General features: G+C 65.4%; 23 protein-coding genes and 1 pseudogene. 7 read left to right on the forward strand and 17 right to left on the reverse strand.

Translation table 11 applies throughout. The annotated features are described in order from the left end of the window. Positions 1–120 precede the first annotated feature (120 nt). Positions 121–921, reverse strand: a pseudogene (locus ACYZGB_RS21155) (aminotransferase-like domain-containing protein); the annotation flags it as partial. Positions 922–1048: 127 nt separating this feature from the next. On the opposite strand from ACYZGB_RS21155, the gene ACYZGB_RS21160 reads away from it, so the two are divergent. From ACYZGB_RS21160 to ACYZGB_RS21170, 3 genes are all read left to right on the forward strand, one after another. Further along, complete coding sequence (locus ACYZGB_RS21160) at positions 1049–2332, forward strand: hydroxymethylglutaryl-CoA reductase, degradative (RefSeq protein WP_462390857.1); 1284 nt, start codon at positions 1049–1051, stop codon at positions 2330–2332. A 92-nt stretch (positions 2333–2424) separates the two neighbouring features. Continuing rightward, entirely contained in the window at positions 2425–3417 is a 993-nt protein-coding gene (locus ACYZGB_RS21165) for a Bug family tripartite tricarboxylate transporter substrate binding protein (RefSeq protein ID WP_462390858.1), read from the forward strand. Positions 3418–3649: 232 nt separating this feature from the next. After that, positions 3650–4846: an MFS transporter gene (locus ACYZGB_RS21170; RefSeq protein ID WP_462390859.1), complete on the forward strand. Its 1197-nt coding sequence runs from the start codon at positions 3650–3652 to the stop codon at positions 4844–4846. 21 nt (positions 4847–4867) lie between these two features. Here the strand turns inward: ACYZGB_RS21170 and arsB are convergent, their stop codons facing one another. From arsB to ACYZGB_RS21190, 4 genes are all read right to left on the reverse strand, one after another. Next, a complete protein-coding gene (arsB, locus tag ACYZGB_RS21175) occupies positions 4868–5890 on the reverse strand; it encodes an ACR3 family arsenite efflux transporter (protein ID WP_462390880.1) in 1023 nt (340 codons plus the stop codon). A 243-nt stretch (positions 5891–6133) separates the two neighbouring features. After that, complete coding sequence (locus ACYZGB_RS21180) at positions 6134–6640, reverse strand: arsenate reductase ArsC (protein WP_462390860.1); 507 nt, start codon at positions 6638–6640, stop codon at positions 6134–6136. Positions 6641–6653: 13 nt separating this feature from the next. Next, positions 6654–7148, reverse strand: coding sequence for an ArsI/CadI family heavy metal resistance metalloenzyme (locus ACYZGB_RS21185; protein ID WP_462390861.1), 495 nt, complete (start codon positions 7146–7148; stop codon positions 6654–6656). Positions 7149–7198: 50 nt separating this feature from the next. Further along, positions 7199–7525: an ArsR/SmtB family transcription factor gene (locus ACYZGB_RS21190; RefSeq protein ID WP_055397556.1), complete on the reverse strand. Its 327-nt coding sequence runs from the start codon at positions 7523–7525 to the stop codon at positions 7199–7201. 295 nt (positions 7526–7820) lie between these two features. On the opposite strand from ACYZGB_RS21190, the gene ACYZGB_RS21195 reads away from it, so the two are divergent. Beyond that, a complete protein-coding gene (locus ACYZGB_RS21195) occupies positions 7821–8876 on the forward strand; it encodes a methionine ABC transporter ATP-binding protein (protein ID WP_462390863.1) in 1056 nt (351 codons plus the stop codon). 14 nt (positions 8877–8890) lie between these two features. Further along, entirely contained in the window at positions 8891–9556 is a 666-nt protein-coding gene (locus tag ACYZGB_RS21200; RefSeq protein ID WP_055397552.1) for a methionine ABC transporter permease, read from the forward strand. A gap of 209 nt (positions 9557–9765) precedes the next feature. Here the strand turns inward: ACYZGB_RS21200 and ACYZGB_RS21205 are convergent, their stop codons facing one another. From ACYZGB_RS21205 to ACYZGB_RS21225, 5 genes are all read right to left on the reverse strand, one after another. Further along, complete coding sequence (locus ACYZGB_RS21205) at positions 9766–10338, reverse strand: hypothetical protein (protein WP_462390864.1); 573 nt, start codon at positions 10336–10338, stop codon at positions 9766–9768. Between the two features lie 22 nt (positions 10339–10360). Then, positions 10361–10885, reverse strand: a complete 525-nt coding sequence (locus ACYZGB_RS21210) for a hypothetical protein (protein WP_462390866.1) — start codon at positions 10883–10885, stop codon at positions 10361–10363. A 435-nt stretch (positions 10886–11320) separates the two neighbouring features. Further along, on the reverse strand, positions 11321–12094 hold the full coding sequence (locus tag ACYZGB_RS21215; RefSeq protein ID WP_462390867.1) for a GNAT family N-acetyltransferase: 774 nt from the start codon (positions 12092–12094) through the stop codon (positions 11321–11323). 55 nt (positions 12095–12149) lie between these two features. Then, the gene (locus tag ACYZGB_RS21220; RefSeq protein WP_462390868.1) at positions 12150–13169 is read right to left on the reverse strand and encodes a Bug family tripartite tricarboxylate transporter substrate binding protein; all 1020 of its coding nucleotides are present in this window, start codon (positions 13167–13169) and stop codon (positions 12150–12152) included. 108 nt (positions 13170–13277) lie between these two features. Beyond that, positions 13278–14369 (reverse strand): tartrate dehydrogenase, encoded by a 1092-nt coding sequence (locus tag ACYZGB_RS21225; RefSeq protein ID WP_462390870.1) that lies wholly within the window; start codon positions 14367–14369, stop codon positions 13278–13280. A gap of 165 nt (positions 14370–14534) precedes the next feature. Between ACYZGB_RS21225 and ACYZGB_RS21230 the strand changes: the two genes are divergently transcribed. After that, entirely contained in the window at positions 14535–15509 is a 975-nt protein-coding gene (locus tag ACYZGB_RS21230; protein WP_462390871.1) for a LysR substrate-binding domain-containing protein, read from the forward strand. A 100-nt stretch (positions 15510–15609) separates the two neighbouring features. Next, complete coding sequence (locus ACYZGB_RS21235) at positions 15610–16182, forward strand: Lcl C-terminal domain-containing protein (protein WP_462390872.1); 573 nt, start codon at positions 15610–15612, stop codon at positions 16180–16182. A 12-nt stretch (positions 16183–16194) separates the two neighbouring features. Here the strand turns inward: ACYZGB_RS21235 and ACYZGB_RS21240 are convergent, their stop codons facing one another. From ACYZGB_RS21240 to ACYZGB_RS21270, 7 genes are all read right to left on the reverse strand, one after another. Continuing rightward, positions 16195–17493, reverse strand: coding sequence for a glycosyltransferase (locus tag ACYZGB_RS21240; protein WP_462390873.1), 1299 nt, complete (start codon positions 17491–17493; stop codon positions 16195–16197). Continuing rightward, positions 17490–18569 (reverse strand): methyltransferase, encoded by a 1080-nt coding sequence (locus ACYZGB_RS21245; RefSeq protein ID WP_462390874.1) that lies wholly within the window; start codon positions 18567–18569, stop codon positions 17490–17492. Before ACYZGB_RS21245 ends, ACYZGB_RS21240 begins: the two co-directional genes overlap by 4 nt. Before the next feature lie 171 nt (positions 18570–18740). After that, positions 18741–19445, reverse strand: coding sequence for a YkgJ family cysteine cluster protein (locus ACYZGB_RS21250; protein ID WP_462390875.1), 705 nt, complete (start codon positions 19443–19445; stop codon positions 18741–18743). A 19-nt stretch (positions 19446–19464) separates the two neighbouring features. Beyond that, a complete protein-coding gene (locus ACYZGB_RS21255) occupies positions 19465–20658 on the reverse strand; it encodes a serine hydrolase domain-containing protein (protein WP_462390876.1) in 1194 nt (397 codons plus the stop codon). Positions 20659–20768: 110 nt separating this feature from the next. Further along, a complete protein-coding gene (locus tag ACYZGB_RS21260; protein ID WP_462390877.1) occupies positions 20769–22133 on the reverse strand; it encodes a sensor histidine kinase in 1365 nt (454 codons plus the stop codon). Then, the gene (locus tag ACYZGB_RS21265; protein ID WP_300214040.1) at positions 22130–22789 is read right to left on the reverse strand and encodes a response regulator; all 660 of its coding nucleotides are present in this window, start codon (positions 22787–22789) and stop codon (positions 22130–22132) included. Before ACYZGB_RS21265 ends, ACYZGB_RS21260 begins: the two co-directional genes overlap by 4 nt. A 5-nt stretch (positions 22790–22794) precedes the next feature. Continuing rightward, complete coding sequence (locus ACYZGB_RS21270; protein ID WP_462390879.1) at positions 22795–23274, reverse strand: VOC family protein; 480 nt, start codon at positions 23272–23274, stop codon at positions 22795–22797. Positions 23275–24130 lie beyond the last annotated feature (856 nt).

The following is a 24130-nucleotide window of genomic DNA, read 5'->3' on the forward strand; positions in this document are numbered from 1 at the left end:
TGCAGGTCAATGGCTGCGTACAGTGTCATGTCGGTCTCCTTCGGGGGCTTGCCCGCTTGATCTGGAAACCAAACGGTAGGCCCGTGAACGGGGATCGACAACTCGGGCTAGATGATTCTTCAGGTCTGAACCTGTCGGGTTGTGTGCGAGCGACTGCGTAAAGAAGAGCCTGGGCCGCTGGGTGATCAACAACTGTTCCAGGGCTTCCAGGTCCGGCCCATCGTGCAGGCGTGGCACGCCCAGCACCTCAGCACTGGCCATCTTCAACTTGCCGAACAAAGGGTAGTAGCCAGGGTCGTCTACCAGCACCTGGCCACCAGGCGGCACGAAGTAGCGAATGACGATATCCATCGCCTCGTTGGCACCGTGCGTCAGCACGATCTGCCGGGGTTCGGCGCCGATCCCAAAGTCCGCGAGCTTGCGCACCAAATGCTCACGCAGCGGGGCATACCCAAAGCGGCTGCCATAGCGGAACAGGGAACCCAGTCCAGTGCGTACGACCTTCTGGTGGTACTTGTCCAGCCTGACATCAGAAAGCCATTCGACTGGCGGGAATCCATCCGCTACTGCCAAGGCTCCAGGCTCGGTCTTGAGCTGCTCCCGCATCAGCCATACGATGTCTTTTGCTCGCCCTAAGCTTCCCGCCTCGTCGTCGGCCGCCTTGGATGGCGGCTTGTCGACCACGAAGTACCCGGCACCTCGACGCGGTTCAATCAGGCCGCGCGAAACGAGCAATTCAAAAGCCGTGACCACTGTGTTCTTGGCGTATTTGTGGAGTTCGGCCATCTCGCGCAGCGAAGGCAATTTGTCGCCGACCCTGTAGGCCCCGTCGCGTATCTGCCGTTCGATGTCGTCGGCGACCGAGACCGGCAATGTGGCCGGTCTGGAGCGACGTGTCTGGGGGCTTCCTGCTGCTGTCATTTTTTACCTCTGGCGCATCACTGTCCTTTTCCAGAACAGAAACTGTTTGCCAAAACTGTACCTTCTATATTTGGTACGGTTGTCTTAAAGTTTACCCATACCGTATCCACTACTGAGCAGACATCCAATGGTCGATTCACGACTTCCAAATTTTCGTTCCCTCACCCCTGCACAGCGCTTGGAGCATGTCGCACGCATTACCAACTTGTCCGAGGCAGACATCGCCCTGATCAGTCAACCCGGCGCGCTCAGCGTAGAGCGTGCCAACGGGATGGTGGAGAACGTCCTCGGAACGTTCGAGCTCCCATTTGGCATTGGCGGGAACTTCCAGATCAACGGTCGTGATGTCCTCGTGCCGATGGTGGTCGAAGAGCCTTCAGTCGTCGCAGCAGCTTCGTTCATGGCAAAACTGGCTCGCGACTGCGGCGGATTCGAAACCTCAAGTACGGGCCCGCTGATGCGCGCCCAGGTGCAGGTCATCGGCGTCACCGACCCATACGGCGCCCGTCTTGCACTCCTGAAGCATCGCGATGAAATCCTGGAGGTCGCTAACAGTCGCGACAAGGTGCTCATTGGTTTGGGCGGCGGCTGCCGCGACATCGAGATCCACGTGTTCCCTGACACGGCCCGTGGCCCGATGATCGTCATGCACCTGATCGTTGATGTGCGCGACGCGATGGGAGCCAACACCGTCAACACCATGGCTGAGTCGGTTTCTCCTCTGGTCGAGAAGCTCACCGGCGGCACCGTGCGGCTGCGCATCCTGTCCAACTTGGCCGACCTGCGCCTGTCACGCGCCCGAGTGCGGCTCACCCCCGAAACACTCACCACCAACGAGCGTACCGGCGAAGAGATCATCGAAGGCGTGCTAGATGCCTACACGTTCGCGGCTATTGATCCTTACCGGGCGGCAACACACAACAAGGGGATCATGAACGGTATTGATCCCGTCATCGTTGCTACCGGTAACGACTGGCGAGCAGTCGAGGCAGGTGCCCATGCGTACGCTTGCCGAAACGGTCGCTACACCTCACTCACGACTTGGGAAAAAGACACCCAAGGAGCACTTGTCGGGACTATCGAAATGCCTATGCCCGTGGGTCTGGTGGGGGGCGCGACCAAGACACACCCTTTGGCCCAGCTGTCGCTCAAGATCATGGGCGTCAAGTCGGCACAGGAGCTGGGTGAGGTGGCTGTCGCCGTAGGCCTGGCCCAAAACCTCGGGGCGCTACGTGCTCTGGCCACAGAAGGCATCCAGCGCGGCCACATGGCATTGCATGCCCGCAACATTGCCCTAGTCGCCGGAGCCACGGGCGACGAGGTTGATGCCATAGCCAAACGGATGGCTGCCGAGCACGACGTGCGCACCGAGCGAGCGCTAGCCTTGCTTGAAGAGCTGCGCCGTAAGTAAGACCGCCACCGTTACCGACAAGTTGGCTGATTTAGCCGACCTCAAAACCAGTCAGCCCCGTTCCCTCATCAAATAACTTGGAGACAATCAAAATGACACAACCTCAGCTCAAGCGTCGCACTGTGCTCGGCTCCCTCGGCGCCACGATGTTGTCAACGGTGGCATTCCCTGCGCTCGCCCAGAGCGCAGCTTTCCCCAACCGTCCTATCAAAATCATCGTCCCTTGGGCAGCTGGGGGCGGCGGTGACGTGATCGTGCGTCTAATGGGAACGAGTCTTCAGAAACGGCTGGGTCAGTCCGTTGTGGTTGACAACCGACCCGGCGCCGTCGGCACCATCGGCAGTGTCGCGGCAGCGCGTAGCCCGGCCGACGGCTACACGCTCGTGTACGGTGGCATGGAATCGCACACTATCGCACCCCATGCAATGAAGAAGGCACCTTACGACCCCAAGAAGGAATTTGTTGCCATCGCACCGCTGGGTTTCTTCCCGGCAGCCCTGGTCGTGAGTGCTTCACACCCAGCCAAGAACTTGGGCCAGTTCCTGCAGATGGCCAAAGACGCCAAGACCCCTATGAGCTTCGGTTCGTGGAGTACCGCTACGTCCGGACACCTCATGATGGAGGCCCTTAAGGTCGCGAAGGGCGTCGATCTCCTGCATGTTCCATACAACGGCACAGCGCCCCTGCTCAATGCCCAACTGTCTCAGCAGGTCGACTGTTCCATCAACGTCTTGTCGACCGTTGAACCCCACATCCGCAGCGGCACGCTGCGCTTGTTGGCGGTCTCAATGCCCCAGCGTCTGCCGGAGTTTCCGGACGTCCCTACCCTCAAAGAGATCGGTCTCAATGTCGAAAGAGGACCATGGGTAGGAATTTTCGGCCCGGCGGGAATGCCTGCAGACATCATCGCGCGCGTGCACGAAGCAGTCGATGCAACTCTCAAGGAGTCGGCCATCGTTGAGCAGGCCAAGAAAATGTTCTTCGTCGTCGAGCACATGGATCAGCGCGCGTACCAGAACTTCTATTTCAACGAGATCGATCGCTGGGGAGAGTACGTCAAGACTGCCAAGGTAGCGATTGAGTGATCGCTACGGCGTCGCTCGACGGCACAGGTAGATAACCCCGGGGACCCGTGCCGCTTGCGCATCGGAGTGGTTGACAAACCGTGTTTGCCCATCATCTGGTCGCTGCGGTCGTCTTCGTCTTGCGTGGCATTCATGCTCCTTGTTGACATGCTATGCCTCACACACAAAATTTCTGACAGGCTCGGCGCACCCGGCCAGCGCGCAGGCGCGTGCCGCACCACAATCGGCGCCCATGACTTCTTCTTCGACGATGCTGCGGCTGATCAGCCTGGCGGCCTTTTGCAGCATGGCGTCCATGCGCGTGTGCGACCCGATGCTGGTGGCACTGTCTGTGGAATACCAGATCACCACGGGCGATGCCTCGGCGGTGATTGCGGCGTTTGCCGTGGCCTATGGCGTGCTGCAGCTGGTGTATGGCCCGCTGGGCGACCGGGTGGGCAAGGTGCGCGTGATCATCGGCGCCACGGCGGCCTGTGCGGTGTTCAGCGCCATGACGGCGCTGGCGCCCAGCTTCAGCTTGCTGGTGGTGGCGCGTGCGGCCATGGGGGCGGCGGCGGCCGGGATCATTCCGCTGTCGATGGCGTGGATTGGCGATGAGGTGGCCTACGAGCAGCGGCAGGAAACATTGGCGCGGCTGATGGTGGCCACGGTGACCGGGATGATGGCGGGCCAGTGGTTTGGCGGTTTTGCCACCGAAACGCTGGGCTGGCGTGCGGCGCTGGGTGTGCTGGCCGTGCTGTTCTTCACGGCGGCCACGCTGCTGCTGCGCCATGCGCGTGCCAGCGGGGCGCTGCGTCCTGTGGTGGTGCCAGGCGCACCGGCGTTCTCGCTGGCCAACTACCTCGCGGGCACCCTGGCGCTGCTGCGCATCCCGCGTGTGCGCTGGGTGCTCACAGTGGTCACGATTGAGGGCGCGCTCGCGTTTGGCACGCTGGCGTTTGTGCCCGCGCGCATGGTCGATGGGTTTGGCCTGTCGGCCTCGGCGGCTGGCGGTGTGATGGTGCTGTATGGCGTGGGCGGGCTGATCTACAGCGTGTTTGCGCGGCGCTGGCTGGCGGCGCTGGGCGAGCGGGGGCTGGCCGTGCTGGGGGCCAGCTTCATTGCCATCGGCCTGCTGTCGCTGGCCTGGGCGCCTGCGGTGGGTTGGGCTATGCTGGGCTGCTTCTTGGCGGGCATCGGCTTTTACATGCTGCACAACACGCTGCAGGTGCAGGCCACGCAGATGGCGCCCCAGGCCCGGGGCACGGCGGTGACGCTGTTTGCGTGCCTGCTGTTTCTGGGACAGTCCACGGGCGTGCTGATGGTGGCTTTCAGTGTGGACCGGGGATGGTTGCCGCCGGTGTTCACGGTGGCGGCGGTGGGGGTGTTTGTGCTGGGGCTGCTGATCTCGCGCCGGGTACAGGCGCGTGGGGCGGTGGCAGGCGCCTGACGGGCCCCGCCGGTGCACCCGTCAGCCCCGCGCCTCGTACCAGCCCTTGCTGCGGTTGACCACAGCCACCACCGTCAGCATCACGGGCACCTCGATCAGTACGCCCACCACCGTGGCCAGCGCCGCGCCGGAGTGAAAACCAAACAGGCTGATCGCCGTGGCCACGGCCAGCTCGAAGAAGTTGGACGCGCCGATCAGCGCCGAGGGGCAGGCGATGTTGTGCTTTTCGCCCACGGCGCGGTTCAGGCCGTAGGCCAGGGCGGAGTTGAACAGCACCTGGATGAGGATGGGCACGGCCAGCAGGGCAATCACCAGCGGCTGCTGCAAGATGGCTTCGCCCTGGAAGGCGAACAGCAGTACCAGCGTGGCCAGCAGCGCGGTGATGGACCAGGGGCCGGTGCGCGCCACCGCGGCGTCGAAGGCGGCCTGGCCCTTGCGCAGCAGGCGCTTGCGCAACCACTGCGCGATCACCACGGGAATCAGGATGTAGAGCACCACCGAGGTGAGCAGCGTGTCCCACGGCACGGTGATGGCCGACAGGCCGAGCAAAAAAGCCACCAGCGGCGCAAACGCCACGATCATGATGCTGTCGTTGAGGGCCACCTGCGACAGCGTGAACAGCGGGTCGCCCCCGGTGAGGCGGCTCCACACAAACACCATGGCCGTGCAGGGCGCGGCGGCCAGCAAAATGAGCCCGGCGATGTAGCTGTCGATCTGGTCGGCAGGCAGGTACGGCGCAAACCAGTGGCGGATGAACAGCCAGCCCAGCAGCGCCATCGAAAACGGCTTGACCAGCCAGTTGACGAACAGCGTCACACCAATGCCGCGCACATGCTGGCGCACCTCGGCCAGCGCACCAAAGTCCACCTTTAGCAGCATGGGGATGATCATCACCCAGATGAGCAGGCCCACCGGCAGGTTGACGCGTGCCACCTCCAGCGCGCCCACGGCGCGCGCCGCGCCGGGCAGCCACTGGCCCAGCGCAATGCCCACCACGATGCACAGCAGCACCCAGACGGTGAGGTAGCGCTCGAACACCGCCATGCCAGCGGCCGGGGAGGGGGGCAACGCGCTGGCAGCAGCACGTTGTAAAGGGCTTGGTGGCAGGGTCATTTCAGTGATCCCTTCAGTGATCCATTGCGCTGCGCGCCACCCGCGATGCATGAAACTGGCGCGGCCCAAACCCGTGCACCCGTGGAACTGGCTTTGCCAGGCCACCGGGTGCGTCCCCCTCCCGCGCAGCGAGAGAGGGGTGAAGGCGCGAAGCGACTCAGGGGGTGTTTCATCTTATTGCGCGGGCAGGTTGCGGGCCATGGCTTGCAGCGCGGTGGCGGCGAGCTTGTCGTCGGGCAGGTTCACCAGCAGCTCCAGGCGCTGCTTGATGGCGTGCAGGGTTTTGCGGAATGCTTCGGCCTTGTCGGCGTCCGAGCCATCGCCTGCTGACGGGTCGGCATAACCCCAGTGCGCCGTGGCCGGGTGGCCGGGCCAGAAGGGGCAGACCTCGCCTGCTGCGTTGTTGCACGCGGTGATGATCAGGTCCATGTGCGGCGCACCGGGGGCGGCGAATTCGTCCCAGCTTTTGCTGCGCAGCCCCTCGGTGGGGATGCCCGCGTGGGCCAGCGCCTGCAGGCCCAGCGGGTGGGGCTGTTGGTTGTCGCGCGGGCTGCTGCCCGCCGAGTAAGCTTTGAAGCGGCCCTGGCCCATGGCGTTGAGCAAGGCCTCGGCCAGGATGCTGCGGGCAGAGTTGTGCGTGCACAGAAACAGCACGTTCAAAGGAGTGCGTGGTGTGCTCATTGCAGACCTGGGCTCAGCAGCATTTGTTGGGGTTGTTAGCGGTGGGGCCGCAGCAGGCGGCCTGGCCGGGCGCAGGGGCCGAAGGCGCGCCCGTGGGGCAGCACGCGGCCTGGGCTGGCTGCTGCGCCGCCGCTTCGTTGAACACGGGGATGTTGCCCAGCGTGTGGAAGTGTTCCCATGCCACGCCCTGCGGGTCTGTGATCCAGTGCTTGTCGCTGCGGGCGTAGCAGCAGGTGGTGGCGCCTTCGTCGAGCAGGGCCATGTCGGCACCTTCGGCGCGCGCCTTCAGTTCGGCCAGCTCGTCGGCCTCATCCACCTGGAAGCCCAGGTGGTCCACGCCGGGCCTGTCGCCCCGGGTGGAGATGGCGAAGTTCACGCGCGGGTCTTCGAGCATCCACTTGGCGTAGTCGCCCTCGACCCGCGCAGGCTCGGCCGCAAACAGCCGGGAGTAGAACGCGATGCTCTTGGCGAGGTCATCGACATGCATGTGGACGTGGAATCGCTTCATGGTGGTTTCCTTTCGGCTGTGGGTCGTGGGGTGGAAGTTGTTGGGGGCGATCAGCACTGGCAGGCGGCGGTGGCCTCGTCGGTCAGGCAGGCAGCGCCCTGGCAGCAGTTCTCGGTCAGGTAGGCCAGCAGGTCGTTCATGGTGGCAAACGAGGCGCGGTAGATCAGGTTGCGGCCCTGGCGCTCCTGGCTCACCAGGCCCGCGTGGGTCAGCTCCTTGAGGTGGAACGACAGCGTGTTGGGCGCAATGCCCAGCTGCTCGGACAGCCCGCCGGGCGTGAGCCCCTCCTGGCCCGCCACCACCAGGGCGCGGAACACCCGCAGGCGCACTTCCTGGGCCAGGGCGGCGAGGGATCGGATGACATCGGTTTCTTGCATGATTCGATAATACAACAAAAGTTGAAATATGGAAGTGTCGCCTGGAGAAGTTTCTGGAGTTGTCAGGAAAATTCAAGGAAAAATGGCAGTGTGCGCGCTATGGTATTGCTCTGATAGCTATGAAATTCATAGTTACTGAAGTCTGTGTATCACGGTCTTCATAACTCAGCAATCTAATCACCCGATTTTTTAATCGTTTGTGAACTTACGATTCGCCGATACAGTCGCCCATCCTTTTCCAGACCCGCGCGGCAGCGGCCACTCACTGTGGGGCCGCTGCCGCGCACTGCTTTCCATGATCGATTTACGGGGTATCACCCAAACCTACCAGGGCCCACAAGGCCCCGTCGAAGCCCTGCGTGGCATCGACCTCACCATCCAGCCGGGCGAAGTGTTCGGCATCATCGGCAAGAGCGGCGCGGGCAAAAGCTCGCTGGTGCGCGTCATCAACCTGCTCAACCGGCCCACCACGGGCCAGGTCATCGTGGGCGGGCGTGACCTGACCCAGCTGAACGACGCACAACTGCGCGAGGCCCGCCGCGAGATCGGCATGGTGTTCCAGCACTTCAACCTGCTGTCGTCGCGCACCGTGTTCGACAACGCCGCGTTGCCGCTGGAACTGGCGGGCATGGACAAGGCAGCGATCCGCGAGCGCGTGAACCCGCTGCTGGAGCTGGTGGGCCTGTCGGCCCTGGCCGACCGCTACCCCGCGCAGATCAGCGGCGGGCAAAAGCAGCGCGTGGGCATTGCGCGTGCGTTGGCCAGCCGCCCCAAGGTGCTGCTGAGCGACGAAGCCACCTCGGCGCTGGACCCGGAGACGACCCGCTCCATCCTCGACCTGCTGCGCCAGGTCAACCGCGAGCTGGGCCTGACGGTGGTGCTCATCACGCACCAGATGCAGGTCATTAAGCAGGTGGCCGACCGCGTGGCTGTGATCGAGGCGGGCCGCATCGTGGAGCAGGGCCGCGTGCTCGATGTGTTCACGCGCCCGCAGCAGGCCATCACCAAGAGCCTGATCGACGAGATCCTGCCGCAAGAGCTGCCTGCGAGCGTGCTTGACCATGTGCGCAAGCTCACCCGCCAGCTGGCCACCACGGCGCCCGGCCACGCGGGGCGGCTGCTGCGCTTGTCGTACTCGGGCGACAGCGCCTACCAGCCCATCCTGTCGCAGCTGATCCGCGAGTTTGGTGTGGACATGAGCATCCTGCACGGCCAGGTGGACGAGATCCAGGACGAGACCTTCGGCTCGCTGGCCGTGTACGCCAGCGGCGAGCCCATGCAGGTGCGCGGCGCGGTGGAGCACCTGCGCGCAGGCGGTGTGGCGGTGCAAGAAGTCACCATTGAAATCTGAGGGAGCCATAAGCCATGTTCGACCATTTCACTCCGGCCATGCTGGACCTCTTTGCCTCCTCGTTGTGGGAGACGCTCATCATGGTGGGCATCTCCGGCATCGTGGGTGGCCTCATCGGCGTGCCGCTGGGCGTGTTCCTGCGCCTCACGGACCATGGCGGCGTGCTGCAGAACGGCCCCGTCAACAAGCTCGTGGGCTGGCTGGTGAACGCCGTGCGCTCCACGCCTTTCATCATCCTGCTGGTGGCCATCATCCCGTTCACGCGCTTCATCACGGGCTCGTCCATCGGCACCGCCGCCGCCGTGGTGCCGCTGACGATTGCTGCCGCACCGTTTGTGGCCCGCCTGGTCGAGGCCGCTTTGCGCGAGGTGGACCACGGCCTGGTCGAAGCCGCCCAGGCCATGGGCGCCACCACCAGCCAGATCGTGTGGAAGGTGCTGCTGCCCGAGGCGCTGCCCGGCATCGTGGCGGGCCTGACCATCACCTTCGTGAGCCTGACCGGCTACTCGGCCATGGCCGGTGCGATTGGCGGCGGTGGTCTGGGTGACCTAGGCATCCGCTACGGCTACCAGCGCTTTCTGCCTGAGATCATGCTGGCCGTGGTGCTGGTGCTGATCTTCTTTGTGCAGGCCGTGCAGAGCCTGGGGGACTGGGCGGTGCGTAGGTTGAGCCACCGCTAGTTGGCGATCTGCAGCAGCTCTTTTTTGCTATTTATTTGATAGCTTCTGACGCTTGATGGATGGCGCTAGCAGCTTTTTCTTCGGCAGGTTCTAGCGCAAGGGGTTGTGCGGCCCGTGGCATGGAATGCAGCCCGCAAAGAAAACGGTCTCTTGCGCGGCAGCACAAGAGACCGATATGGCCGGTAAGACCGGCGACCGGGTGAAGGCTGTTACTTGGCGAGCGCCTTGCGGAACTCCGGGTCGGTAATGAGGCGAGCCACCAGCTTGCGGTACAGGCCTTCATACTGCTGCGCTGCTGCGGGAATGGCCACAGCCCCCATAAAAGACGACTCCCATTCCGACTGGACCGACAGCTCCTTTTCGTAGCGCTTGGCGCCGCCGCGGATAACGGTGAAGCGGGCCCGGATCGCGCCCTTTCCCGTGCCTATGTCCGGATCCAGCTGGCTATGGGTCAGGACGCCCGAGACCACGGCGTCGGCCTGCGGGTTCAACAGCCCGGCAGCGGCCAGTTCTACCTGCAGGCTTTCACGCAGGTACTCGGCAAACGATCCGTTAGTGGGAGCCTGCACTGAGTTGGCGCCGCGCAGCGAATGCCCCTTGTCCATTTGCGCAGGCTTGCTGGCATCGAGGGAGAACGATCCCACGCGTGTTTCAGTCAGGTTCGCTTGCCTGAGATTGGACGTGTTCTCAACCGTGGGCTGCGGCACGCCCATGGTGATCTGGGCGCATCCGGTCGTGAATATGACGCATGCGATGGCAAAGAGTTTGCAAAATGTTTTCATGGTGTGCGCTGAATGCCAATGATCATTTGAGTTGGGGGTTGGCCGACAGGTCGCGCAGCGCATTGGCGACGATCTGGCGCGTCATGGTACGGACGGCATCTTCGGTCGTGGCCGACTTCAAAGCGTTGGCTGGGGCCGACGCATTGCCCATTGTGGTGTGGATGGCGTGCCGGGCTGTGCTCACAAGGGTGGGGCTACCGTCGGCAGGGACATAACTCACGGTGCAGATGTAGCCATCCGTCACTGCGCTGCCCGCTAGGCCGAAGGTCAGGCCGGTCACAAAACCCTGTTGTGCAGCATCCTTGGTAATGGGCACGTTGTTGAGCGTGATGTTCAGAAGGGCGGTACTGCTGCCTGCGCTTGGGGTGATTTGGAAGAGGCCGCTTTTTTCGACCTGGGCCGTGACCTGCTCTTTCAAGAACTTGGTCGCAGCTGCATTCGGTGCGCCATTGGTCTGGAAGTCAAACACCAAGGCAGCAGGAAGAGCGGCAGCAGGGCGCTTGATCTCGATGTCCGCCACCTCCTTGGTGGCTGTATCTACGTACACCGACGCACAACCTGTCAGCAAGACCCCTGCAGCAACACACAGGACACCCACACCTCTGGAAAACCACGAACGAACAATGCTTTGCATAAAAAGAATAGGAAGATTGAATACATCGGTCGGGGTCGTCCTCCTGCGCGCCATGGGCCCGCATGCCCCTCCCTCCCTTGCTGTTTGCAATAGTTGTTTCTTGCAATTGGCGGAGGGATTCTAGGGCGTGTCCCCCTGCCATTCCCCCAAGCGGAAGCCATCCACGCCATGCAGTGCCAGGCACCCCCGAGCGCCGCGTACCTTGGCTACACCCGGAAGGGGCAACGAGGCAATGCGACGCCAGCGCGCCAGGAATGGGAGACACGCTGACAAAAAAACTGTTGAAACTGGCATCACGCCTTGCGCAAACTAGTGCAAGGGAGAGCCGCTCTGCGCAGGCCCTATGTTTCAGCCCGGCACCCGGTAGTGGTAGCCATACGCTGTCTTGAACCCCATCGACTGGTACAGCCCCAGCGCTGGCGTGTTCTGCGCGCGCACTTGCAGGTAGGCGCTGGCTGCCCCGGCCTCGGCGGCCCAGTGCAGCAGGGCCGTCACCAGCGCACGCCCGCGCCCGCCGCCCCGGTGCTCGGGCGCCACGGCCAGGTCGTAAAGGCCCACAGCGCCGCGCTCCAGCACCGCCAGCCCAAAGCCCACGGGCTGACCCTGTGCGTCGTGCTGCAGTGCAAACGCGGCAGGGTGGGCGATGTGGTCCAGCATGCTGTTGTGCAGGGCGCGGTGGTGCAGGGGCACGCTGTTGGCAGCGGCAAAACCCTCCAGCCAGGCGGCTGTGGGCGTGGTTCTGATGTGGGTGCTGCCGTCGGGCTTGCCGACCGAACCCAGGGCCAGCGGCCGGTGCAACACCAGTGACGGATCGAAATGCTGGTAGCCCACCTCGGCCAGCTCCTGGTCGGCTTCGGCCGGGGCCAGGGGCGAGATGCGGAACACGGCGGGCAGCCCGTGCCGTGCGTACAGCGCTGCAGCCGCTTCGCGCACCCCGTCAAACGGCGCGCCGGGCAGCAGCGCGTTGACCGAATTGGCACGCTTGGTGTAGCCGCCCGACAGCCGGAACACCCAGCCCCGGTGGAACACCGTCTGGCGCGCGGGCCAGGCGTTGAAGGCGCGTTCTTCGAGTGCGCGGATCAGGGCTGCGGGGACGGTGGGTTCGATGGTGGTGGGCGTCATGGCTGGCGTTATACCAACCCGCCCCTCGGGCACACAGTCAGTCGTTTCGGTCGGTTCAGTCGGTGGTGATCTTGTGGTCGGCCACCAGCTTGGCAAAGCGTGTGGTGTCACCGGCTATCTGCTCGGCCATCTGCGCGGGTGTGTTGCCAATCGGCTCGGCGCCAATGTCCTGCATGCGCTTCTTGAAGTCGGGCGACTGGATCACCTTGACCATCTCGGCGTTCAACCGGGCCACCACATCGGCGGGTGTGCGTGCCGGGGCCAGCACGCCAAACCAGGTACCGATGTCAAAGCCCGCAAAACCGGCCTCCTGCAGTGTGGGCACATCCGGCAGCGATGATGACCGCTTGGCCGTGGTCACCGCCAGCGCGCGCAGCTTGCCCGCCTTGATGTGGGGCAGCACGGGCGTGATGGTGTCGAACGACATCGACACCTGCCCGCCCAGCAGGTCGGTGGTCAGCGGGCCGCTGCCCTTGTAGGGCACATGCAGCACAGGCTGGCCGATGGTGGTCGAGAACTGCGTGCCGATCAGGTGCTGCGCCGTGCCCGCACCGTTGGAGCCATACGAAAACTTGTCGGGCGCGGTCTTGATCAGGGCCACGAGTTCCTTCACATCCTTGGCGGGCGTGGTGGCGCTCACGGCCAGCACGTTGGGCACCAGGGCCACGGTGGTGATGGGGGCAAAGCTCTTTTGAAAGTCGTAGCTGAGCTTTTTGTCGACGCTGGTGGCAATGGTGTGGTGCACCGCGCCCATCAGCAGCGTGTAGCCGTCGGGTGTGGCCTTGGCCACGTAGTCGGCGCCAATGGTGGCGCCTGCGCCGCCCCGGTTTTCCACGATCACGGGCTGGCCCAGCGCGGTGCTGAGCTTTTCGCCCAGCGCTCGCGCCAGCACGTCGGTGGTGCCGCCCGCTGCAAACGGCACGACGAGGGTGACGGGTTTGCTGGGCCAGACCTGCGCGTGGACAGCTTTGCCGGGCAGCAGGCAGGCGGCTGCGGCCAGCGCCGCCAGTGCCATCAGGTGTTGACGGCGCAGCGGGGTCGCAATGTGGATGGGGTCGGGGTTGGGGCGGTGCATGGTTTGTCTCCTGAAGGATAGTGGTGCGGCGGGTGTGTGGCCTGTGTGGCCTTGTGGTTCTGCCCGCCGGGCTTTCACAAGCCCGCCTTGGCGGGCCGTGGGGGGCGATCAGGCGGCTTTGCGCGCGGCCGGTGCGTCGCTGATCAGCGCGCACACCGCATCGGTCACCTGCGCCGTGGTGGCCGTGCCGCCCAGGTCGCGGGTGTGCAGGGCAGGGTTGGCGGTGACCTGTTCGATGGCCTGCATCACGGCGCGCGCAGCATCCACCTCGCCCAGGTGCTCCAGCAGCATCACTACCGACCAGAAGGTGCCGATGGGGTTGGCCAGGCCCTTGCCCATGATGTCAAACGCCGAGCCGTGGATGGGCTCGAACATGCTGGGGTAGCGGCGCTCGGGGTCGATGTTGCCGGTGGGCGCAATGCCCAGGCTGCCCGCCAACGCGGCGGCCAGGTCGCTGAGGATGTCGGCATGCAGGTTGGTGGCGACAATGGTGTCGAGCGTGGCGGGGCGGTTGACCATGCGGGCCGTGGCGGCGTCCACCAGCTCCTTGTCCCATTTCACATCGGGGAACTCGGCCACCACCTGCGCGGCAATCTCGTCCCACATCACCATGGCGTGGCGCTGCGCGTTGCTCTTGGTGATGACGGTGAGCTGCTTGCGGGGACGCGATTGCGCCAGGCGGAAGGCAAAGCGCAGGATGCGCTCCACGCCCACGCGGGTCATGATGGACACATCAGTGGCCGCCTCGATGGGGTGGCCCTGGTGCACGCGGCCGCCCACGCCTGAGTATTCGCCCTCCGAGTTTTCGCGCACGATGACCCAGTCCAGGTCCTTGGGCGTGCAGCGCTTCAGGGGCGCGTCGATGCCCGGCAGGATGCGTGTGGGCCGTACGTTGGCGTACTGGTCGAAGCCCTGGCAGATTTTGAGGCGCAGGCCCCACAGCGTGATGTGGTCGGGGATGTCCGGGTCACCGGCCGAGCCAAACAGGATGGCGTCCTTGCCGCGCAGGGCATCCAGCCCATCGGCCGGCATCATCACGCCGTGGGCGCGGTACCAGTCGCCGCCCCAGCCGAAGTTTTCAAACTCGAATTGCAGGCCGGGGTGGCGGGCGGCCAGGGCTTCGAGCACACGCTGGCCAGCGGGAATCACTTCCTTGCCGATGCCGTCTCCGGGGATGGTGGCGATTTGATAGGTGGTCATGCAGATGCCTGGGTGAAAAGGGTCTGGAAATGCCTGTGCAGCAAGGCACAGGCGTAAAAGAGAGACACAGGAGAAACCGAACGGTAGAGGGACTGTAGGCCTGGACGCCTTCAAAGAACGCCGCTAAAGTGAATCCATCGTTAACCTGCAGTTAAGAGCTATTCGATGAGTTCCACCATCCAGCCCGCAGAACTGGGCTTCTTTTCTGCGCTGGCCGCCAGCCCCAGCCTGAGCGCCGCCGGGCGCGAAATGGGGGTCTCCACGGCGGCGGTCAGCAAGCACCTCACGCAGATGGAAAAGCGCCTGGGCGTGGTGCTGGTCAACCGCACCACCCGCCGCATGAGCCTCACGCCCGAGGGCGAGCTGCTGCTGGAGCACGCGCGCCGCATCCTGCGCGAGATCGATGCGCTCGATGAACTCATCGTGCAGTCCAAGGCCAGCCCCAAGGGCCTGCTGCGCGTGAACGCCACCCTGGGCTTTGGCCGCATGCACATCGCGCCTGTGATTTCGGACTTTGTGCGCCAGTACCCCGAGGTGGATGTGCAGCTGCAGCTGTCGGTGCACCCGCCGCCGATCACCGACGAAGCCTACGACGTGTGCGTGCGTTTCGGCGAGCCGCCCGATGGCCGTGTGATTGCCCGCCGCATCGCCCCCAACCGGCGCGTGTTGTGCGCCGCGCCTGCCTACCTGGACCGCCATGGCAGGCCCCGCGTGCCGCGCGACCTGATGGAGCACCAGTGCATCGGCATCCGCCAGGGCGACGAGGCCTATGGCCTGTGGCGCCTGACCACCGGGCGCGGCAGCAAGGCGCACACCGAGTCGATCAAGATCACCGGCAACCTGACCACCAACGACGGCGAGATCGCCGTATTGTGGGCACTGCAGGGCCACGGCATCGTGATGCGCGCCGAGTGGGACGTGAACCGCCACCTGGCCCAGGGCCTGCTGGAGCCCGTGCTGCCGCAGTACCAGACCCCGGCGGCCGACATCTATGCGGTGTACCCCCAGCGCCACCAGTTCTCCACGCGGGTGCAGGCTTTTGTGGGTTTTCTGGCCGAGGCGCTGGCAGCGTCGGGAGCACCGGCCGGTGTGCCCGCCAAGGCGGGTAAGCCGGGTAAAAGCGCAATGCAGGTTTCTTGATCTTCGGGGTGGCGCCGATCCGGTGGGATGGTTAGGGTGTCGCTATCCAACTTGCTGAGCCTGCCGTCTTCAACCTCCTTTCCCTGGCCCGCTTTTGACCATGAAACCAATCCTGCTACTTTCTGCCTTGCTGGTGGGCGCCTTCGTTGCCCTGCCTGTGCGGGCGGCAGATTCCACCGCCACGCAAGACTGGTCGCTGTCGGCCGATGGCGCCTATGTGCTGGACCACCGCGCGGGCCTGGCTTGGCCGCGTTGTGTGGAAGGCATGCAATGGACGGGAAAAACCTGCGCAGGAAAGCCCCTGCTGCTGGACCGTGCTGAAGCCACCACCCTTGCCACCGGCCGCTGGAAAGCCGAGGGCGTTGGCTGGCGCATTCCGCGTGCGGCCGAAATGCAGCGGCTGGTGGACAAATCGCTGTCGCCCCCGGGTCTGAGCCCCATCCTGTTCCCCGCCGCGCCAGGCCAATGGCACTGGTCGTCCACCAGCAACGTGAGCGCGCCCAGCGTCAACCAGTACACCTACGGCAACATCGCGCAAAGCCGCGCAGGCGATGGGGGGCGCGAGGCCGCGATGATCAACGGCTGGGCCGTGAACCTGTCCACCGGCGAGGCGCGGGGCGATGCAGCGCGGGCCAGCAAGCTACCCGTGCGGCTGGTGCGGCCGATGCCTTGACGCTGTGCGTCGTTAGCCGACGGGATCTGCCACCGTCCCGGGTGGCCAGCCGCAGCCGCTCAGCACGGCTTCGCAAGCGCTTGTGATGCCAGTGTTAGTGGCTGCCGCTGGGCGCATTTGCTCTGCGATCGCGTGGCACTGCGCCCGCACGGTGGTGTCGTGCATCAGCCCGGCCAGGGTGTTGCAGATATGGTTTTCTGTGTAGCGTCGGGGCAGGATCTCGCGGGCCACGTTCAGGGCGACCAAGCGCTGGGCATTGTCGAACTGGTCGTAGGCGGTGGGCCGCACAACCTGGGGGATGCCCGCGCGAAGGGCCTGGGCCGTGGTGCCGATGCCGCCATGGTGCACCAGCGCGGCCAGGCGCGGAAGCAGCCGCGCATATGGCGCATAGCCCACGTGCAGCACACCCGGTGGCAGCTTGTCAGGCACCTGCTGCGCAAAGTGGGTGAGCAGCAGGCCGCGCAAGCCCCCTTGCTCGCAGGCGCGGGCAGAGCGTGCGAAGAATTCCCGCGCATTGGCCGTTGCCGTACCGGCGGTGAATCCGACCGGTGCGGGGCCAGCGGCGAGGAAATCGCGCAGCTCGGCTGGCAACTCTGCCGCGCAAGCGGGGTCGTCGAATGGGAAGTCGCAGTGTTGCAGTTGTGCTGGCCAATCTGCCGGTGCGCCAGAGAACCACGCCGGAAACAGGGCCACCTCAGCGTCAACCTGCCGCAGCCAGGGGCTGAACAGCTCTGGCAGCGGTGCCAGGCCCAGTTGGGTGCGCATGCTGTTCAGCGGCGCAAGGAAGTAGCGGTCGGTATGCGCCCGGTCCGCCAGCCACCAGAACAATTGCCGGAGCCAGAACGGGCTTTTTTCGCGCAGCCAAGCCCCACCGGGGCCGATGCGTGCAGGGGCGATGGTGGAGCGGATGGCCGCAGGTGCCAGGTGCACGGTGGCGCAGGGCACGCCCAGGGTTTCTGCCACCAGCCTGTGCGCGAAAAAGAGTGACCCGCCAATGACCAGCGTACGCCCCGGCCTGACATCGCCATACATGGCGCGGTAGCAGGCAGGAGTCTGGCGGGCCATGTATCCGGCCACAGCAGCCATGGCTTTGGGCGGGTTGGTGTCGGGTGCCTGGGCAAAGAGGCCTTCATAGTCCGCCACTGTTCCGATCGGCCGGAACACCGCCCTGCAGGACGCTGCAGAGTCTGCGAAGAAAGGGTTGGCGTAGACGAAAACTTCAAACCCCCGGCGGCGGAACTCGGCCGCCATGGAAATGAAGGGGAGGACATCGCCATGGCTGCCCATGGCGGTGATGAGGATGCGCTTCATAAAGGGGTCAACACCATGATTTCTGCCAGCATGGGCAAGGGCACTCGTTCGCGCAACTGCAGTCGGGCTTGGGCGAACAGGCCTTGCCACTCGCGCAGGCTGCGTTCGCGCCCTTCGGTGCAAACGGCCATCTGCAGGTCCATGCCAGCCACGGCCAGGTCGGCGATCTCTTCGTTGCGCACGGCTTCCATGACGAGCACGGTGGCACCCACCGGGGCAGCAGCACGTGCAACCCGCTGGAGGACCTGCAACGCATCTGCGTCCGACATCCCATGGAGCAAGGCGCTGAGCCAGAACACGTCTTTGGCGCTGCTGGCGGGCGGCAGTGCATCCTCGCGGACATCCGCGGCATGAAAGCTGAGCCTGGCACGCGCCGCGCTTCGCTGGGGATCGGTTTCGCTGGCTCGCAGGAAGCGTGCTGCCTCTACGGTGGCTGGCCGGTCGATCACAAGCGCATGCAGGTGGGTATGGCGCGCAAGCAGGGTTAGCGCCTTGTCGCCCGCGCTGCCGCCCACATCCAGCAGACGGTGGAAGGCGCGCCAGTCGATGGCGTCCACCCACGGGGTGCCAGTCAGCCCCTCGACCTGGGCCATGGCTTTTGCAAAGGCTTCTTCCAGGGCGGGGTCCGTCGCCATGTGCTCGAAAAGGGGCTGGCCGTGCAAGACCTCGAAGGCCGGGCGGCCAAGCCGGAGTGCACTGGTCAGGGTGTCGTTCCATGGCGCGCGCATCTCCGGACGCTGGTGCAGCAGCACCAGGTCACGGACACTGCCTGGCCGGTCAGCCCGCAGTGGTGCCGAGCCCCGGTTGTTGCGCCAGTGTCCTGGTTGAGCTTCTTCAAACACGCCCAGCGCAGCCAGCAGGCGCAGAACGCGCTGCAGCCCGTCGGGCACCACGTTGCAGCGCTGAGCCAGCACACCGATTGGCAAGGTGTCGTCGCCCAACTGGCTTGCAACGTCCAGCTCGGTGACCACTCCCAAGGCCCTGGATTGCCAATAGGCCGAACCGATCTGGACGAGCCGAAACGGGGGCGGTGTCAGCCGCGACGCCCACAGCTGCAGGCCTTGGATGGCGCGCAATACAGTGGCAAACAGCCGCGCCGCGCGTGCTGGCTTGCGTAGCCCAAGGCGGGACCTTGGTGGTGTGGATGTGGCTAGCCTAGCGGTTGTCACGCGGGTCTCCTGAAGCGGTGGTGTGAAGGTGGGCAGGGGCGCGGCCGGTGGAGATGTCAGCCGCCAACACGCGGCCCGTCATGCTTCGCTTGCGCCAAGGCCGGCATCGAAGTCTCTGCTGCAGGCAATGACGGCCGCCGCGATGGCGCCGTCGGTCAGAGTGGGCAGGTCCGCCCGCAGAAACACCGGGTGCACCTTGAGGGCCAGAAGAGCCAGTTCGTCTGGCCTGCGGGGCACACGGCCGCCGGGGAAGGCCGAGGCCTTCTCCTGCATGAACCGGGCTGCCGCCTGCACGGCCTGGTGGGCGGCCTGCGCGTGGTGGCTGCCATATGAGAAGCGCCAGGCGCGCACCCTGGCATTGATGCGCGAGAAGCTGTCGGTGCCTGCCGCCATGCCCGCAGCGGCGAACACGCGGCAGTCGTAGGCGCGGCAGGCCTGGGGCCTCGCCGGGTAGATGCCGCAGGTGTTGTGCTCCAGCATGGGGCAGGCGCCCTGGGCGGTGCGGCCCAGCACCTGGTAGCCCGGCGGCATGCCGGGGGCCGGGCTCAGCAACGGCGCTGGGATGGCCATGACGGCGGCGGAGTCTGCCGGTGTCAGGGGGATGAAATACCCCGAGCTGCAGCACCCCCTGCAGTCGCCACACGGCACAGGGGCCGGGGCGCCCGTGTGCAGCCCGTGCAGGGTCTGGGCCAGCCAGTCTGCAAAGTCGCCCGCATCGACCGGGGCTTCCTGGACCATGCGGTGGGTCTGGATCGCGTTGGTGCGTTTTGGTTGGTGGTGCATTGCGATGCAGAGTGGTAGGTCAGCGGTTCAGAAGGCGCACCAGCCCCTGGTTCAGGGCATCGAGCACCCAGCTGGAGCTGCCGGGCACCACGCTGCGCGTGTTGCTGAACGCGAAGTAGGCGCTGCGGCCGTCTTGTGCCAACACCGTCAGGCCCATGAATCCGATGTTGTCCCCGCTGTGCACGATGGCGCCCTGGCCGTGGAGCCAGGAGCCCTCCCAGCCCAGCGCGTAGTCGCCGCTGCTCAGGGCGCGCAGCCGCTGCACGTAGGCCGCAGGCAACCCGTGGCTGCGTCCCTGAAATGCGCGCTGGTGTTCTGCCAGCCACCGGCCATAGCCTGCGGGAGTCATCCACACATCCCCCGACGGCTTGGCCGCATCCACCCAGGGTTGCACCTCAGGCCCGAACCCGGTGGCGGGTTGCAGCTTGCCCGGGGCGGGCCCCTCGTAGCCCTGCGCTGCGTTGGCAGGGGGCTGCCACTGCGGCTGCAGGCCACGTGGCTGGGCCCATTGCCGCATCAGGGTCTCGAAGTCCTGCCCCGTGGCGGCCTCCAGCATGGCCCCGGCCACGGTGTAGCCCGCGTTGGAATATGCAAACTCCCCGGCGCCGACCACCGGCGTCAGCGACAGCAGCCAGCCTGACAGCACGCGGCGCCGCGCTGCATCGGTGGCGGGGTGGGGGAGTGGCAGGGCGGCCACAAAGTCGGCAAGCTGTTCGAGATCGGCTGCGTCATTGAAGGTGGGCAAGCCGCTGCGGTGGTCCAGCAGCTGCGCGAGGGTGGCGTTGGCGTAGGCCGGGTGCTGCTTTGCAGCGGCTTCGGGCAGCAGGTCGGCGGGGCGGCTGTCCCAGCGCAGCTTGCCCTGCTCCACCCAGTGGGCCACCAGGGCGGCGGTCATGGCTTTGGACAGGGATGCGAGCTGGAAGGATTCGTTGCCCGTCATGGCGTCGCCCTTCAGGCGGGCCTGCCCGGCCGCACCCAGGTAGAGCTTGTCGGCGCTGTCGTGCTGGCTACCAAACACGGCGCCCACCAGGCCCACATCCACGGCGGCCTGAGCGCGTTCGCGCAGGGCCTGGGTTTCCAGCAACAGCCGGGGGTCGCGCAGCTCATCGCCTTCGGCGCCGCCGCAGGCGCCCAGCAGGGTGAGGGATGTGAGGGCCAGCGCCGAGGCAAGGGCGCGGCGGCGGGTGAGGTGCGGAGCTGTGAAGGGGGTCATGCCGGGGCTTTTTCAGAATCAGAAGAAGCCGCCGATTCTGAAAACGGTGCCCTAAAGATTCCCTAAAGAAACGTGCGGGCGCTGCCCCCTGCGCACCCTCCCAGCCAAGCTCACAACAACTCAGCCCCCGGCTGCACGTCACCCAGGTCCAGCACAAAACCCACGCCCCGCCCATCCAGCCCCTCGTCCAGCCAAAGGCGCGCATGCAGGCGTTCGGCCGCCTGGGCGACGATGGCCAGGCCCAGGCCCGTGCCAGGTTCGTCGTGGCCTGTGCCGCGCCAGAAGCGCTCGAACACCTGCGTGCGCAGCGCCGGGGCAATGCCCGGCCCGTTGTCGCGCACCGCCAGCTTGATGCCACCCTGGTGCTGCTCTATCGACAGCTCCACCCGTGTGGCGCCATAGCGCAGCGCGTTGTCCACAAGGTTCTGCAGGATGGACTGCAGCGGCAGCGGCTCGCTATGCCAGGCCAGCGACTCCGGGCCTTCCAGGGCAAGGGTGACGTTGCGGCGCTTTGCGTCGGCATGGGCGTCCAGCAGCACGCCCGCCGCCAGCTCGCACACATCAACGTCTTGCGCATCGCCGCTGCGGGTGGGGTCGAGTGCCGACAGGTCCAGCAGCTGCTGGCCCAGGTGGGCCGTGCGCTGCAGGCCTTGTTGCAGCGCCTGGGCGGCTGCAGCGCGGCTGGCTTCGTCCTGGCTGCCGAGCAGCACATGCGCCTGTGCCGACAGCGCCGCCAATGGCGTGCGCAGGCCGTGGGCGGCGTCGTGCACAAAAGCGCGCTCCAGCGCCAGGTGTTCGCGCAGGCGCGCCAGCAAGGCATCAAAGGCGCGGCCCAGTGGTTGCAGCTCGGCATAGCGCAGGTCCGCACCCAGCGGCTGCAGGTCGCGCCGCGTGTCCAGCGCCTCGATGCGCTGCGAGAACTGGCGCAGGGGCCGCAAGCCGCTGCGCACGGCCAGCCACAGCGTGAGCAACAGCACGGGCAGGGCGATCAGCAGCGACATCCCCACCTCGCCCAGCAGCCACTCCAGCAGCTCCAGGTCGGTGAGCAGGGGCTCCAGCACCAGCAGGTTCCAGCGCTGCCCTTGCGCGCTGTAGGCCACATGGGGATGGCCATCGATATCCAGGCGGCTCAGCCCGGTGGGGGCTGTCTGGTTGCGCAGGTCGCGCCCGCTTTCGTACACGGTGCCGCCGCCATGGCGTTCCAGCCGGACGGAGACGTTGCCGCCGCCAGGGACCACCTCCTGCCGGACGCGGTTCAGCTCGGCGATGAACGCCTGCAGCACGGCGGTGGCGGCTTCGGCATCGTCCAGCGCATCCAGCGACTTGATCAACACCGAAGCCAGAGGTGCAGCGCTGGATTGCCTGTCCAGCTCTGTCCGGGCGTTCCAGTAGTTCATCGCGATGACCAGCACGCTGATCAGCGCAAACGCCAGCAGCAACGCTGCCACCAGCCGACGGCCCAGGGTTTTCTTCACACCGACTCCAGCCAGTAGCCCACGCCCCGCAGGGTGCCCACGCGCTCGGTGCCGATCTTGCGCCGCAGGTTGCTGATGTGCACCTGCAGCGCTGCCGTATCCATCGGGTCGCCCAGGGGCTCCAGGCGCTGGGCCAGCGTGCGCTTGGGCACCACATCGCCACCGCCCTGGGCCAGCGCCAGCAGCAGCTGAAACTCGCGCGGCGTCAGCTCCAGCGGCTGCCCGTCCAGCTGGACCTGGCACTTGCGGGGCCACACGCTCAGGGCACCAAACTGCCACTGCTCGCCCGACTGCGCGGCCGTGCGCCGCAACACGGCCCGCAACCGCGCCAGCAGCTCGGGGATGTCGAAGGGCTTGACCAGGTAGTCGTCGGCCCCGGCGTCCAGGCCGCCCAGCCGGTCTTGCAGCGCACTGCGTGCCGTGATCACCAGCACTGGCGCCCCCGCCTGGGCGCGGCGCCAGCGGCGCAGCAGCTCCATGCCGCTGCCATCGGGCAGGCCCAGGTCCAGCAGCACGGCGCTGCAGCCCGGGTCGTCCAGCTGCAGGGGCGCATCGTGGGCGCGGCGCAGCCATTGCACGGTGAACCCGTCTTGCTGCAACGCCCGCACCAGCGAAGCCCCCAGGTCCAGGTCGTCTTCAATCAGCAGGATGTGCATGGGGCTCAGCGCGCCGCGCCAGCTTCAGCGTCGGCAAAGGCATCGGCGATGAACTGTTCGAGGCTGGCTTGCTCCAGCAGCTCGATGGAGAAATTTCCAAACCGCCGGGGCAGCCACAGGATCCGGTTGCCCCCTGGTGCACCCAACTGGTCGCGGGCGAGAAGCTTGCCGTTCTCGTCCTCGGGCTGCACGCCCCGGGCCACCAGCGCGTCATAGGCCACCTCAATGTCGGGCGTGCTGTAGCAATGGCGGTAGATGGTGCCGTCCCCGTGGGTGTCCAGCAGCTCCTTGAGGTTGCCCGCCAGCGGCTGCACCAGCATGAACCGCTCCGCCCCCATGCGTGCGATGGCGTAGCGCACATGGAGCCCGTCGCGCTCCCACACCAATGTGCGGGAGATCTGCGCGTTCAGCACCGCCTGGTAGTAGGCACAGGCCTCCTCCAGATTCAGGACCAGGACATCGACGTGGCTGAATGTGAGTTGCATGGATGAGGGCGGGGGCGGCGAGGGGGGCGAGGGGGGCGAGGGGGGCGGATTTTCTCATGGGCCCGTTGAGGGCTTTGGGGCTGGGTCTCGGGAGTCGCGACACGCTGAGTGGGGTGCTCGGAAACGTCTGTGGTCAGGTTGGGCGGTGTAGTTATTGGTGCAGTACAGCAGCCCGGACGCGGGTATTTTGCGGTTCATGCGCAGCGGCACCGGACGTCGTTGTGGGTCGAGACGGTTTGGGATTTTGCGGTGGCTGCTTCTGGGGGCTTGTGCTGACGTTGGAAGTCAGTGGTCGGCGGTGCCAGTCCGCTGCAATGACGGGTTGGGCCGTTTCCGACGAATGGCAAGTAGGGCACCAAGAGGAGTTGCAATTGTCATAAGCAACCCGGTCGTCAAGAAAGCAAAAGCAAAGGTATTTACTGCTTCCATCAGGGAACTGCTCGACCAAAGCTCGAAGGTGGTTAGAAGCAAAAAGAGAAATCCAAAAACTGCCGTTGCGAAGCTGGCAGCCAAAGAATTGTTCGGAAGGAGCGTCCCCAGGGCAAATCCAGCGAGTACGCACAACGGAGCCCAGGCCAAGAGCTCTTCTACAACCATGACCGGGTACACAGGAAGACCCCAAAAGCGATGCTCACTAACTAACGCTGCAAGAAGGCCCGTCAAAGAAACACATGCCCAAACAAGAAGAACTCCGAGAACTGCCGGAATGACCACGAGGTACAGGATGCGCGGGCCTGTCCGAGTTTCCGTGTGTGAGGCTCATTGAACCTTCACCGATTTCGTGAAGCTGATTGAGGATCTTACGTGCTCGATTTGGTGAACCGGTCTTCGTAGAGGATCGCGAATTGGTTCATTG

The sequence above is a fragment of the Acidovorax sp. Q11 genome (assembly GCF_054950075.1).